Annotated in this window: 12 protein-coding genes; 4 read left to right on the forward strand and 8 right to left on the reverse strand. The window is 59.8% G+C overall.

Features of this window, described 5'->3' with window-relative positions; all coding sequences use genetic code 11:
• Positions 1 to 101 precede the first annotated feature (101 nt).
• Positions 102 to 1,499, forward strand: a complete 1,398-nt coding sequence (locus AC3IUE_RS31545) for a NorM family multidrug efflux MATE transporter (protein WP_489264630.1) — start codon at positions 102 to 104, stop codon at positions 1,497 to 1,499.
• Between the two features lie 108 nt (positions 1,500 to 1,607).
• Here AC3IUE_RS31545 and AC3IUE_RS31550 read toward each other — a convergent pair whose 3' ends face one another.
• On the reverse strand, positions 1,608 to 3,281 hold the full coding sequence (locus AC3IUE_RS31550; RefSeq protein ID WP_489264631.1) for a putative bifunctional diguanylate cyclase/phosphodiesterase: 1,674 nt from the start codon (positions 3,279 to 3,281) through the stop codon (positions 1,608 to 1,610).
• A 262-nt stretch (positions 3,282 to 3,543) separates the two neighbouring features.
• Here AC3IUE_RS31550 and rep point away from each other — a divergent pair, with 262 nt between their 5' ends.
• Entirely contained in the window at positions 3,544 to 5,553 is a 2,010-nt protein-coding gene (gene rep / locus AC3IUE_RS31555) for a DNA helicase Rep (RefSeq protein ID WP_056738697.1), read from the forward strand.
• Between the two features lie 57 nt (positions 5,554 to 5,610).
• Positions 5,611 to 6,183 (forward strand): xanthine phosphoribosyltransferase, encoded by a 573-nt coding sequence (locus AC3IUE_RS31560; RefSeq protein ID WP_020799401.1) that lies wholly within the window; start codon positions 5,611 to 5,613, stop codon positions 6,181 to 6,183.
• Positions 6,184 to 6,311: 128 nt separating this feature from the next.
• Here the strand turns inward: AC3IUE_RS31560 and AC3IUE_RS31565 are convergent, their stop codons facing one another.
• From AC3IUE_RS31565 to dadA, 6 genes are all read right to left on the reverse strand, one after another.
• Positions 6,312 to 8,234: an acetyl-CoA hydrolase/transferase C-terminal domain-containing protein gene (locus AC3IUE_RS31565; RefSeq protein WP_489264632.1), complete on the reverse strand. Its 1,923-nt coding sequence runs from the start codon at positions 8,232 to 8,234 to the stop codon at positions 6,312 to 6,314.
• Positions 8,235 to 8,368: 134 nt separating this feature from the next.
• On the reverse strand, positions 8,369 to 8,785 hold the full coding sequence (locus AC3IUE_RS31570; RefSeq protein ID WP_033053381.1) for a c-type cytochrome: 417 nt from the start codon (positions 8,783 to 8,785) through the stop codon (positions 8,369 to 8,371).
• 181 nt (positions 8,786 to 8,966) lie between these two features.
• Positions 8,967 to 9,515 carry a cupin domain-containing protein gene (locus AC3IUE_RS31575; RefSeq protein WP_008150195.1) on the reverse strand — a complete coding sequence of 183 codons (549 nt, stop codon included), beginning with the start codon at positions 9,513 to 9,515 and terminating at the stop codon, positions 8,967 to 8,969.
• Between the two features lie 127 nt (positions 9,516 to 9,642).
• On the reverse strand, positions 9,643 to 10,716 hold the full coding sequence (gene alr / locus AC3IUE_RS31580) for an alanine racemase (RefSeq protein ID WP_489264633.1): 1,074 nt from the start codon (positions 10,714 to 10,716) through the stop codon (positions 9,643 to 9,645).
• Between the two features lie 96 nt (positions 10,717 to 10,812).
• The gene (locus tag AC3IUE_RS31585) at positions 10,813 to 11,166 is read right to left on the reverse strand and encodes a RidA family protein (protein ID WP_008150191.1); all 354 of its coding nucleotides are present in this window, start codon (positions 11,164 to 11,166) and stop codon (positions 10,813 to 10,815) included.
• Complete coding sequence (dadA, locus tag AC3IUE_RS31590; RefSeq protein WP_489264634.1) at positions 11,138 to 12,442, reverse strand: D-amino acid dehydrogenase; 1,305 nt, start codon at positions 12,440 to 12,442, stop codon at positions 11,138 to 11,140. The genes AC3IUE_RS31585 and dadA overlap by 29 nt, the downstream gene beginning before the upstream one ends.
• A 157-nt stretch (positions 12,443 to 12,599) precedes the next feature.
• Here dadA and AC3IUE_RS31595 point away from each other — a divergent pair, with 157 nt between their 5' ends.
• The gene (locus tag AC3IUE_RS31595; protein ID WP_003206849.1) at positions 12,600 to 13,088 is read left to right on the forward strand and encodes an Lrp/AsnC ligand binding domain-containing protein; all 489 of its coding nucleotides are present in this window, start codon (positions 12,600 to 12,602) and stop codon (positions 13,086 to 13,088) included.
• A 137-nt stretch (positions 13,089 to 13,225) separates the two neighbouring features.
• Here the strand turns inward: AC3IUE_RS31595 and AC3IUE_RS31600 are convergent, their stop codons facing one another.
• Positions 13,226 to 13,579 (reverse strand): YkgJ family cysteine cluster protein, encoded by a 354-nt coding sequence (locus AC3IUE_RS31600; RefSeq protein WP_007947437.1) that lies wholly within the window; start codon positions 13,577 to 13,579, stop codon positions 13,226 to 13,228.
• Positions 13,580 to 13,709 lie beyond the last annotated feature (130 nt).

Consider the following 13,709-nt stretch of genomic DNA (forward strand, 5'->3'; position numbering starts at 1 on the left):
TGAATCATGCAACCCATCCTTTTTATCCCTTTGTGCAAACCCCGTAGAGCGCCGAGAATCGACGCTTTCCTGTCCCTCTTTAATTATCGAGCGTGATGACCATGCAGCATCCAGCACGTACCGAACTCTGGGCCATCCTGCGGCTGGCGGGGCCGTTGATTGCCTCGCAGTTGGCGCACATGCTGATGGTCCTCACCGACACCTTGATGATGGCGCGCCTGAGTCCAGAGGCGCTGGCCGGTGGCGGCCTGGGCGCAGCGACATACTCGTTCGTGTCGATTTTTTGCATTGGCGTGATCGCCGCGGTCGGCACCCTCGTGGCTATTCGTCAGGGTGCCGGCGACATCGTCGGCGCCACCAGGCTGACCCAGGCGGGGTTATGGCTGGCGTGGTTGATGGCGTTGGTGGCCGGGCTGCTGCTGTGGAACCTCAAACCGGTGTTGCTGCTGTTCGGCCAGACCGAAACCAACGTCCACGCAGCCGGGCAGTTCCTGCTGATCCTGCCGTTCGCCCTGCCCGGCTACCTGAGTTTCATGGCCTTGCGCGGCTTCACCAGTGCCATCGGCCGCGCGACGCCGGTGATGGTCATCAGCCTCGGTGGCACCGTGGCCAACTTCCTGCTCAATTACGCCTTGATTACCGGCATGTTCGGTCTGCCGAAACTGGGGTTGATGGGCATCGGGCTGGTTACCGCTGTTGTCGCCAACTGCATGGCGCTGGCGCTGGCCTGGCACATCCGTCGGCATCCGGCCTACGACGCTTATCCCTTGCGTCAGGGCTTGTCGCGACCTAACCGTCAATACCTCAAGGAACTGTGGCGCCTGGGCCTGCCGATTGGTGGCACCTACGCGGTGGAAGTCGGACTGTTTGCGTTCGCCGCGCTGTGCATGGGCACCATGGGCAGTACGCAAATGGGCGCACACCAGATTGCCCTGCAAATCGTCTCGGTGGCGTTCATGGTTCCGGCGGGGATTTCCTATGCGATCACCATGCGCATCGGGCAGCACTACGGCGCCGGGCAGCTGCTGAATGCACGGCTGGCCGGACGGGTCGGCATCGCTTTTGGCGCGGCGGCGATGCTTGCCTTCGCCATGGTCTTCTGGTTGCTGCCGAATCAGTTGATCGGTTTGTTCCTGGACCACAACGACCCGGCGTTTCGCGACGTCATCAACCTGGCCGTGAGCCTGTTGGCGGTCGCCGCGTGGTTCGAGCTGTTCGACGGCACGCAAACCATCGCCATGGGCTGCATTCGCGGGCTCAAGGATGCCAAGACCACGTTCCTGGTGGGGTTGGGATGTTATTGGCTGATTGGCGCGCCTGCCGCCTGGTGGATGGCCTTCCATTTGAATTGGGGGCCGACGGGTGTCTGGTGGGGGTTGGCGCTGGGGCTGGCGTGCGCCGCGGTGAGTTTGACGTGGGCGTTTGAGTGGAAGATGAAGCGGATGATTCGGCAGGAGCCTGCGCCGCAGAATAGTTTCCCGGTCGCCCAGCCTGACTGAGATCCCTTGTGGGAGCGAGCTTGCTCGCGATGAGGGTGTGTCAGTTAACATTGATGTCGACTGACACACCGCTATCGCGAGCAAGCTCGCTCCCACATTGGTTCGGCGTTAACTCACGACTTCCAGTGCGGGCTGCTGATTGCTGCCGAAGGTCAAATACTCAACCAGCTCCGCCAACGGCAACGGCTTGCTGATCAAATATCCCTGCACCTGATCGCAGCCAAACCCGCGCAACAGATCCAGTTGCTCCGGCGTTTCTACGCCTTCGGCGACCACTTCAAGATTGAGGTTGTGCGCCAGATTGATCATCGCGTGCACCAGTTTTCGATTCTCTTCGCGCTGTTCCATGCCGCCGACAAAGCTCTTATCAATCTTCAGCAAGGTAATCGGCAGGCTGTTGAGGTGCACAAACGAAGAGAAACCGGTGCCGAAGTCGTCGAGGGAGAAGCGCACACCCAGACGCCCCAACGCATCCATGGTCTGTTTCACCAGATCGCTGCGGCGCATCACCGCGGTTTCAGTCAGCTCGAACTCCAGCCATTGCGCTTCGACGCCGCGCTCGGCAATCAAACGACTCAGTGTCGAAAGCAACTGGCTGTCCTGAAACTGCCGGAACGACAGGTTGATCGCCATGTGCAACGCCGGCAAACCCCGTTCGCGCAACGCTTGCATGTCACGCAGGGCGCGGGAAATCACCCAGTAACCGAGTGGCACAATCAAGCCGCTTTGCTCGGCCAGCGGCACGAATTCGCTCGGTGGCAACAAGCCGCGCTCGCCATGACGCCAGCGTACCAAGGCTTCGAGGCCGACGATCTGCCCGTCCTCAAGGTTCAGGCGTGGCTGGTAATGCAGTTCCAGTTCATCCCGGCGCAACGCCCGGCGCAGCTCGCTTTCGAGATCGGCCATGCTGCGGGCATTGCGATTGATGCGTTCGTTGAAGATGTGGAAGGTACAGCCCTGCGTGCTCTTGGCTTGTTGCATGGCGATGTGTGCGTGCCACATCAGCGGGTCGGCACCGGCCTGGGCCCGGGCGTGGGCGATGCCCAGGCTGGAACCGATCAACAGGCTTTCGCCGTCGACCCAGTAAGGCTCGGCCAACGCTTCGGTAATGCGCTCGGCCATCCATTCGGCGCGCTGAGGCGCGCGGCGGGTGTCAATCAGCAGGGCGAACTCATCACTGCCCAGTCGCGCCAGTTGATCACCGGCCTCAAGCTGGCTTTTCAGCCGCGCGACCACTTGCAGGATCAACCGGTCACCGGCCTGGTGGCCGAGGGCATCGTTGGCGTGACGGAAGTTATCGAGGTCGAGGTGACCGAGGGCCAGGCCGCGGCCGTCGTTTTCCGCCAGGCGTGCCGCCAGCAAGGTCTGGAAACCCTGGCGATTGGCGATGCCGGTCAGCGGGTCTTGCTCGGCCAGGCGCTGCAGGGTGTTTTCCAGCACGCCCCGCTCGCGCACATGCCGCAGGCACCGGCGCAACATGCCGGGATCGAGGTGATCGCGTACCAGCCAGTCACTCACACCATCGGGCGGCGACAGCGGCTCATGTTCGAGCAGCAATACCGTCGGCAGGCTGCAACGGCCAGGTAGAGGTTGAAGCGCTGGAATCGTCAACAACACCGCGCTGCGGTTGTCATCGAACAGACTGCTGACCGACTCCCAGCTCGGCGCGCTGATCAGCACGGTCGAGCTCCCCATCGGAGCCAGACACTCGCGCAACAACGCTGCCCACGCTGGCTCTTCGGCCAGTAGCAGCAAACGCAAGGGTTCGACAGGCGTAGACAAGCTAGCTCCCTAGACTCTGCAAAGATGTAGGCGGCGGCATTATGCAGCGCCGATAACCAATGACCAAATGACACCGGTTAACAAACGCGGCTTTGTATCCGGAATTACGAACATTAGACGCAAACTCACCGCGCATCCTGCGTGAAAGTATCAAAACCGGCAAATATAGATAGCGTGCTGCGTCACAAGTCGGAGAGAGCAGCACAATTCGCTGAGCCTGTTAAAATGCCGGCCCATTTCGCAAACGACTCCCTGATTCCGTATGTCCCGACTCAATCCCCGGCAGCAAGAAGCCGTGAACTACGTCGGCGGCCCTCTATTGGTGCTCGCCGGTGCAGGCTCCGGCAAGACCAGCGTGATCACGCGCAAAATTGCGCATCTGATCCAGAACTGCGGCATTCGCGCCCAGTACATCGTCGCGATGACCTTTACCAACAAGGCCGCGCGCGAGATGAAGGAACGGGTCGGCACCCTGCTCAAGGGCGGCGAAGGCCGCGGCCTGACCGTCTGCACCTTCCACAATCTGGGCCTGAACATCATCCGCAAGGAACACGTGCGGTTGGGCTACAAGCCGGGTTTCTCGATCTTCGACGAAACCGATGTCAAAGCCTTGATGACCGACATCATGCAGAAGGAATACTCGGGCGACGACGGCGTCGACGAGATCAAGAACATGATCGGCTCGTGGAAAAACGACCTGATCCTGCCGCCCGAAGCCCTGGAAAACGCGCGCAACCCCAAGGAACAGACCGCCGCCATCGTCTACACCCACTATCAGCGCACGCTCAAGGCGTTCAACGCGGTGGACTTCGACGACCTGATCCTGCTGCCGGTGAAGCTGTTCCAGGAACACGCCGACATCCTCGAAAAATGGCAGAACAAAGTCCGCTACCTGCTGGTGGACGAATACCAGGACACCAACGCCAGCCAGTATTTGCTGGTGAAGCTGCTGATCGGCATACGCAACCAGTTCACCGTGGTGGGCGATGACGATCAGTCGATCTACGCCTGGCGCGGCGCCCGGCCGGAAAACCTGATGCTGCTCAAGGACGATTACCCGTCCCTGAAAGTGGTGATGCTGGAGCAAAACTATCGCTCCACCAGCCGCATCCTGCGTTGCGCCAACGTGCTGATCTCGAACAACCCGCACGAATTCGAAAAGCAGCTGTGGAGCGAGATGGGTCATGGCGACGAGATCCGCGTGATCCGTTGTCGCAACGAAGACGCCGAAGCCGAACGCGTGGCCGTGGAACTGCTGACCCTGCACTTGCGCACGGATCGGCCCTACAGCGATTTTGCAATCCTGTATCGCGGTAACTACCAGGCCAAGCTGATCGAGCTGAAGCTGCAACACCACCAGATTCCGTATCGCCTGTCCGGCGGCAACAGCTTTTTCGGACGTCAGGAAGTGAAAGACCTGATGGCCTACTTCCGCCTGATCGTGAACCCGGACGACGACAACGCCTTCCTGCGGGTGATCAACGTCCCACGCCGGGAGATCGGTTCGACCACGCTGGAAAAGCTCGGCAACTACGCCACCGAACGCAAAATCTCGATGTACGCCGCCACCGACGAAATCGGTCTGGGCGAGCATCTGGATACGCGCTTCACCGATCGACTGTCGCGCTTCAAGCGCTTCATGGACAAGGTCCGCGAGCAGTGCGCCGGCGAAGACCCGATCTCGGCGCTGCGCAGCATGGTCATGGACATCGACTACGAGAACTGGCTGCGCACCAACAGTTCCAGTGACAAGGCCGCCGATTACCGCATGGGTAACGTCTGGTTCCTGATCGAGGCGTTGAAGAACACCCTCGAAAAAGACGAAGAAGGCGAGATGACCGTCGAAGACGCCATCGGCAAACTCGTCCTGCGCGACATGCTGGAGCGTCAGCAGGAAGAGGAAGACGGTGCCGAAGGTGTGCAGATGATGACCCTGCACGCCTCCAAGGGCCTGGAATTCCCTTACGTGTTCATCATGGGCATGGAAGAGGAAATCCTCCCGCACCGCTCCAGTATCGAAGCCGACACCATCGAAGAAGAACGTCGGCTGGCCTACGTCGGAATTACCCGGGCGCGTCAGACCCTGGCCTTCACCTTCGCCGCCAAGCGTAAGCAATACGGCGAGATCATCGACTGCGCGCCGAGCCGCTTTCTTGATGAACTGCCGCCGGACGACCTGGCCTGGGAAGGCACCGACGACACACCCGTTGAAGTCAAAGCTGTTCGCGGCAATACCGCATTGGCGGATATACGCGCGATGTTAAAGCGCTAGAATCGACTACTTTTTAACCAGCCTTAGGCGCACAAGCCGCCCGAAGAGGAAAGCTTCATGGAAGCACTGCACAAGAAAATTCGCGAAGAAGGCATCGTGCTTTCCGACCAGGTCCTGAAAGTCGACGCCTTTCTGAACCACCAGATCGACCCGGCCCTGATGAAGCTGATCGGCGACGAATTCGCCACGCTGTTCAAGGATTCGGGCATCACCAAGATCGTCACCATCGAAGCCTCGGGCATCGCGCCGGCGATCATGACCGGTCTGAACCTCGGCGTGCCGGTGATTTTTGCGCGCAAGCATCAGTCCCTGACCCTGACCGAAAACCTGCTGTCGGCGACCGTTTACTCGTTCACCAAACAGACCGAAAGCACCGTGGCGATCTCCCCGCGCCACCTGACCAGCAGCGACCGCGTGCTGATCATCGATGACTTTTTGGCCAACGGTAAGGCGTCGCAAGCGCTGATCTCGATCATCAAACAGGCCGGCGCCACCGTCGCGGGCCTGGGTATCGTGATCGAGAAGTCGTTCCAGGGCGGCCGTGCGGAACTGGATGCCCAGGGTTATCGCGTTGAATCCCTGGCTCGCGTTCAGTCGCTGGCTGGCGGCGTCGTAACCTTCATCGAATAACGCCACACCGCAACCCCCCCTGTAGGAGTGAGCCTGCTCGCGATTGCGGTGTATCAGTCGACATTTTCGTTGGCTGATACACCGCAATCGCGAGCAGGCTCACTCCTACAGTTGTTTTCGGCTGGCTGTTACTGCGTGGTGGCTTTGAGGCCGGTGAGCAGCAACCGCTGAAACAAGTCCTCTTTCAGCCCTTCCGGGTTGGTCAGCTGCATTCGTTCCAGATGTTCGGGAAACGATGAAGGTTCTGGCGCATCCAGCGCGGCCTTGCCCAGTTCCAGAATCTCCGTGAGCTTGAACTTGCTCTTCAACCAGTTCAGCGCCCGCAGCAGATCCTTCTCCTCGGCGGTGAAATCACAGCCCAACGGATACTCCGGAAACAACTGCGGATGCCGCGCCTGGATGGCCTGCAAGCGCTGCGGACTGTTGTCGGCGAACCGTGGATCAATACGGAAACTCTTCGGTAACTTGCCGACCGCCTGAGCCTGTTCGATCAACCCCGGCTGGAAACGTGAGTCGCTGATGTTCAGCAACGCCTCGATCACCGCCGCATCGGTCTTGCCCCGCAGATCGGCGATGCCGTACTCGGTGACCACAATGTCTCGCAGATGTCGCGGGATCGTGCAATGGCCGTACTCCCAGACGATGTTCGAACTGACCTCACCGCCCGACTCGCGCCAGCTGCGCAGGAGCAACACCGAACGCGCGCCTTCCAGTGCATGTCCTTGCGCAACGAAGTTGTATTGCCCGCCGACACCGCTGAGTACTCGCCCGTCTTCGAGCTGATCCGATACGGCTGCGCCAAGCAGGGTCATTGTGAAGGCGGTGTTGATGAAGCGCGCATCGAGGCGCTGCAAGCGTTTGAGTTCTTCCTGTCCGTAGAGCTCGTTGATGTAGCTGATGCGGGTCATGTTGAACTCGAGCCGCTTGCTGTGCGGCAGCTCGCTCAGGCGCTCATAGAAACTGCGCGGCCCAAGGAAGAAACCGCCATGCACCGAGATGCCGTCAGTCTGCGCGGCTTCGTCCAGCGTGCCGGCATTCGCCTGTTGCTGGGTCGGCACATCCGGATAGACCTTGCGCCGCACGATCCCGGCGTCGGCCAGCACCAGCAAGCCGTTGACGAACATTTCACTGCAACCGTAAAGGCCTTTGGCGAAAGGTTCGACGCCGCCTTCGCGGTCGATGAGTTGCGCCCACTGGCTGAGATTCACGTCCGTCAGCAACGCCTTGTAACCGTCATTGTCGGCCTGCCGCGCCAGCAGCGCAGCAGTCAGCGCGTCGCCCACGGCGCCGATGCCGATCTGCAAGGTACCGCCGTCGCGCACCAACGTGCTGGCATGCAGCCCGATGAAGTGATCCTGGAAACCCACCGGCATGTTCGGTGTGGAGAACAGCGTGGTGCTGTCCTTCTCGTCGATCAGCAGGTCGAACGTGTCGATACCGATTTCGGCGTCGCCGGGCATGTACGGCAAATCGTTGTGCACCTGGCCCACCAGCAGGATCGTCTCCCCCGCCGCCCGGCGTTTCGCGATCATCGGGAACAGGTCGAGGGTGATGTCCGGGTTGCAGCTCAGGCTCAGGCGGTCGGGATGTTCGCTGTGGCTCGCCACCAATTGCGCCACCAGGTTCAACCCGGCGGCGTTGATGTCTCGAGCGGCGTGGCTGTAATTGCTGCTGATGTAATCCTGCTGGGCCTGTGCGCTGTGGAGCAGGCTGCCGGGCTGCATGAAAAACTGCTGAACATGGATGTTGGACGGCAGGCTGTCGCGATGCAGGTCGGCCAGGAAATCCAGTTCCGGATAGTCGCCGAAAACCCGCTCGATGAAGGGCTCTAGAAAACGCTTTTGCAAACCGTCGCCCAAAGAAGGACGGCCCAGGCACAGGGCGGTGTAGATCGTCAGCTGCCGCTCGGGCAACTGCGCGATGCGTTGAAACAGCGCGTTGACGAAATGGTTGGGTTTGCCCAGACCGAGGGGCAGGCCCATGTGGATATGCGCCGGCAACCGTGCCAGGACCTCATCGACCGCTTGCTCGATAGAACACAGCTGCACCATCTGATCCTCCCTTACATTCCGTGAATTGGGGTTGGACCGAGCTTGCCGGGTCTTTGCTGCAATGAACAGTCAAAGCCGCAAATCGCAGGCACAAAAAAACCGCTCGAAAGCGGCTTTTTGATGAAGATGAAGGCTTATTTCAGGCCGGACATCTTCTGGATGGCGCCTTTGAGTTCGGCGTCTGCGCAATCGGCGCAGGTGCCTTTTGGAGGCATTGCATTGAGGCCGGAGATTGCTTTCGCCAGCAAACCGTCAACACCGCCTTCCTTCTTGGCGCGCTCGCCCCAGGCTGCGGCATCACCAATTTTCGGCGCGCCCAACAGGCCGGTGCCGTGGCAAGCGTTGCAATGTTTGGCAATCACTTCGTCAGGAGTTTTGGCACCACCACCGCCGCCAGCAGAAGCAGCGACTTCCATCCCCTTGCACTCTTTACCCTGAACGCAAACCTGGCCGACTGGCTCAAGGCGTTTAGCAATATCGTCGTTGGTCGCAGCTTGTGCGCTGACTGCCCAAAGGGCCAATACGGTTGCTGGTACGGCCAGCATTTTCATAATTAGATTCACGCGTTCACCCTCAATGGTGGCTAGTCACGCCCACGGCCACGGTTCGCAGGCGGGCGCAAGTATAACGGTAAGCCCGCCACACTGAAACAACCCTAAAGTCGAAGGGGTCTTATGCGTGGCGGAAAAACAACTCGGGCACCTGCGCAATGCTCGCGGGACGCCTCTTTTCTTAGAAATTCGCTGGAGTCGCTGCGCTGATTAGTCGCGCTGGCGCATCGAACGGATTACGGAAACGGTGCGGTTTAGTACTCTCAAAGTAGTAGCTGTCGCCGGCTTCGAGCACAAAAGTTTCAAGCCCCACCACCAGTTCAAGTCGACCTTCGAGCAAAATCCCGGTTTCTTCGCCCTCATGGGTGAGCATCTCGTCACCGGTGTCGGCGCCTGGCGGGTAAATTTCGTTGAGGAACGCGATGGCCCGGCTCGGATGAGCCCTGCCGACCAGTTTCATGGTCACTGCGCCATCGGAAATATCGATCAGCTCGTTGGCTTTGTAGACGATCTGAGTCGGTTTTTCCTGCAGGATCTCTTCGGAAAAGAACTCGACCATGGACATGGGAATCCCGCCCAGTACTTTCCTCAGCGAACTGATCGAGGGGCTGACGCTGTTCTTCTCGATCATCGAAATGGTGCTGTTGGTGACGCCCGCGCGTTTGGCGAGTTCACGCTGGGAAAGACCTTTGAGCTTACGGATGGATTGCAGTCGTTCACCGACGTCCAATGCTGGAGCCTCCAGGGATTCAGGTTGTAAGGATATTGAGCGTTATCATGGCGACAGCGTTCAGTATTTACAACACTTGGACCTGAATCCTGTTCGGTGAAGCGACTTTCGGTTAGGCCGCTTTGACCTAAGCCCCGGAATAGAGCATCGGCACCCGGCGCAGGTTGCAGAAGATCTGGTAAGGAATCGTGCCCGCGGCCGCCGCCACGTCGCTGGCGAGAATGTTTTTGCCCCACAATTCAACGGTCGAACCGAGGCCGGCTTGCGGCACATCGGTCAGGTCGATGCAGAGCATGTCCATCGACACCCGGCCAATCAACTGGCTGCGCTGCCCGGCAACCATCACGGGCGTACCGGTCGGCGCCTGACGTGGGTAGCCGTCGGCGTAACCCATGGCCACCACGCCCACGCGCATCGGTTTCTGAGTGATGAATGTGGCGCCGTAACCGATCGGCTCGCCGGCTGGCAGTTCACGCACGCAAATCACTTTCGATTCGAGGGTCATCACCGGTTGCAGGCGGGACGCCACGGCGTTGGCTTCTTCAAACGGAGTCGCACCGTAGAGCATGATGCCCGGGCGAACCCAATCACTTGGAATCTGCGGCCAGCCAAGCACAGCCGGCGAGTTGCGCAGGCTGACTTCGGCGGACAAACCTTGACGCGCCGCTTCGAACACCGCGACTTGCTCGACACTGGCCTGACTGTGCAGCTCATCGGCCCGGGCGAAGTGGCTCATCAGAACAATCTTCGCCACCTTGCCGCTGGCCAGCAGCCGTTGATAGGCCGCCTGATAATCCTTTGGATGCAAGCCCACCCGATGCATGCCCGAATCGAGCTTGAGCCAGACCGTGATCGGCTTGCTCAGTGCAGCGTTCTCGATCGCTTCGAGCTGCCACAGCGAATGCACCACGCACCAGAAATCATGTTCGACGATCAGCGACAGCTCATCGGCCTCGAAAAAGCCTTCCAGCAACAACACCGGCGCACGAATACCCGCGGCTCGCAGCTCCAACGCTTCTTCGATACAAGCCACGGCGAAACCATCTGCTTCGGCTTCCAGCGCTTGGGCACAACGCACTGCGCCATGACCGTAGGCATCGGCCTTGATCACCGCGAGGGCCTTGGCCCCCGTGACTTCACGGGCGATTTGGTAGTTGTGACGCAGGGCTTGAAGATCGATCAGGGCACGGGCTGGACGCATGGCGGCAGACTTCTAGGCGGTCATGGGAAGAAAAACCGGCGCTGGCTGACGGCGTGAACCGCCAGTAGCACCGGGAGAGGGATTTTTCAGACTGGCTTATGGCAGAGCGGCGACAACCGACAGCTCAACCAGGATTTCCGGTTCGCACAGCTTCGATTCAACGGTGGCACGGGCCGGTGCGACGCCTTTTGGCAGCCACTTGTCCCAGACCGCGTTCATGCCTTCAAAGTGTGCATCAATGTCTTTCAAGTAAATCGTCACCGACAGCAAACGGCTCTTGTCGGTCCCGGCCAGATCCAGCAAACGCTCGATGTTGGCAAGCGTTTCACGGGTCTGCTGTTCAATCCCGGCGTTCATATCGTCGCCGACCTGCCCTGCCAGATACACGGTACCGCTGTGGACTACGATCTGGCTCATGCGCTCATTGGTGAGCTGGCGCTGGATTGACATGTTTTGCAGACTCCTGAAGTTTTTTTCCATAACGGGAAATATCGAGGCCTTCGGCGCTGATTTGCGGCGTTTTCTTCGCCATCAGATCGGCCAGCAAGCGACCGGAACCGCACGCCATGGTCCAACCAAGCGTGCCGTGACCCGTGTTCAAAAACAGATTACTGAACGGCGTAGCACCCACGATCGGCGTGCCGTCCGGGGTGGTCGGACGCAGACCGGTCCAGAAACTCGCCTGGGCCAGATCGCCGCCCTGAGGATAGAGGTCGTTGACGATCATCTCCAGGGTTTCGCGCCGACGCGGGTTCAGCGACAGGTCAAAACCGGCTATTTCAGCCATGCCACCGACGCGAATGCGGTTGTCGAAACGGGTGATCGCGACCTTGTAGGTCTCGTCGAGAATAGTCGAAGTCGGGGCCATCGCCGGATTGGTGATCGGCACAGTCAAGGAATAACCCTTGAGCGGATACACCGGCGCCTTGATGCCCAGCGGCTTGAGCAGTTGCGGCGAGTAGCTGCCCAAGGCCAGCACGTAGCGATCAGCGGTTTCCAGCTTGCCGTCGATCCATACGCCATTGACGCGGTCGCCGGCGTAGTCGAGGCGTTGAATGTCCTGGTCGAAGCGGAATTCCACACCCAGTTTGGTCGCCATTTCGACCAGGCGGGTGGTGAACATCTGGCAGTCGCCAGTCTGGTCATTCGGCAGGCGCAGGGCACCGGCGAGGATGTTGGTGACGCTGGCCAGCGCCGGCTCAACGCGGGCAATGCCGGCGCGATCGAGCAGTTCGAACGGCACGCCGGACTCTTTCAGCACGGCGATGTCTTTCCAGGCGCCGTCGAGTTGAGCCTGGGTGCGGAACAATTGCGTAGTACCGAGGCTACGGCCTTCGTAGGCAATGCCGGTTTCGGCGCGCAATTCGTCGAGGCAGTCACGGCTGTACTCGGACAGGCGGACCATGCGCTCCTTGTTCACCGCATAACGGCTGGCGGTGCAGTTGCGCAGCATCTGCGCCATCCACAGGTACTGGTCGATGTCGGCGGTGGCCTTGATCGCCAGCGGTGCGTGGCGCTGCAACAGCCACTTGATGGCTTTAAGTGGAACACCCGGCGCAGCCCACGGCGAGGCATAACCCGGCGAAACCTGCCCGGCGTTGGCGAAACTGGTCTCCATGGCAGCGGCCGGCTGACGGTCCACGACCACCACTTCAAACCCGGCACGCGCCAGATAGTAAGCACTGGTGGTACCGATGACGCCGCTACCCAAGACCATAACGCGCATTTTCATATCCCTCATCGCGGCTTGCCGCTGACGTTCGTAGTTGTCGAGCATTGATGTGCGCAGTGTAAAAAAGATTAGGCAGTGCTTTTCACTATATAAGTGCCTATATTTGGCGAGAATTCTCGGCAAAAACGCTTTTCACGGAGGCGCATCCCCTATGCGTACCAACACTCAGACCAAACGTGAGCTGGACAAGATCGACCGCAACATCCTGCGGATCCTGCAAGCGGACGGGCGTATCTCCTTCACCGAGCTGGGGGAAAAGGTCGGGCTCTCGACCACGCCGTGTACCGAGCGGGTCCGGCGGCTGGAGCGCGAAGGGATCATCATGGGCTACAACGCCCGGCTGAATCCGCAGCACCTCAAGGGCAGTCTTCTGGTGTTCGTCGAGATCAGTCTCGACTATAAATCCGGCGATACTTTCGAAGAGTTCCGACGCGCGGTGCTGAAACTGCCCCACGTGCTGGAGTGCCATTTGGTGTCAGGGGATTTCGACTATCTGGTGAAGGCGCGGATTTCCGAGATGGCCTCGTACCGCAAACTGCTGGGCGACATCCTGCTCAAACTGCCGCATGTGCGCGAATCCAAGAGCTACATCGTGATGGAAGAGGTGAAAGAGAGCTTGAACCTGCCGATTCCGGATTGAAGTATGCGGCGTCTGTTCGGCCGCCTTCGCGAGCAGGCTCGCTCCCACAGTGATCTTCACTGGCCACAAATCTGTGTCTTACACAGATCCATTGTGGGAGCGAGCCTGCTCGCGAAGGCAGGCGACTCGGTCTTCCCTTAGACCAGGACCTGCCGCGTCGAAGCCATGTACTCGTGAATCTGCTTCTCGACCCGCGGATGAATCAGCTCCACCGGCCCCCGCCCATTCGGGCATGGCAAGGTCTTGGTGGTGCCGAACAGTCGACAGATCAGCGGCCGCTCGTCATACACGGTGCAGCCGTTGGGTCCGAGGTGAACGCAATTGAGCTCATCCATCGCAGCGTCCTGCTCGGCCCGGGTCTTGCGCGGCAGGCGGGACATTTCTTCTGGTGAAGTGGTCACCGGCCCACAGCAGTCATGGCAGCCGGGCACGCACTCGAACGAGGGAATCTGCTGCCGAAGCGTGCGAATTTTCTGACTGTTGCAGCTCATCGAAGCGGTAACCAAAAGCGGAATAGAGCGGGATTCTGACGTAAAAGCCCCGATCCAGACAGCACCAACCGACCAGTGTTGCCCGTGTCCGAAGGTCCGGCTTATGCTCCGTCAAATTTTCTAAACACAA

This window comes from Pseudomonas sp. GL_093 (genome assembly GCF_057837605.1).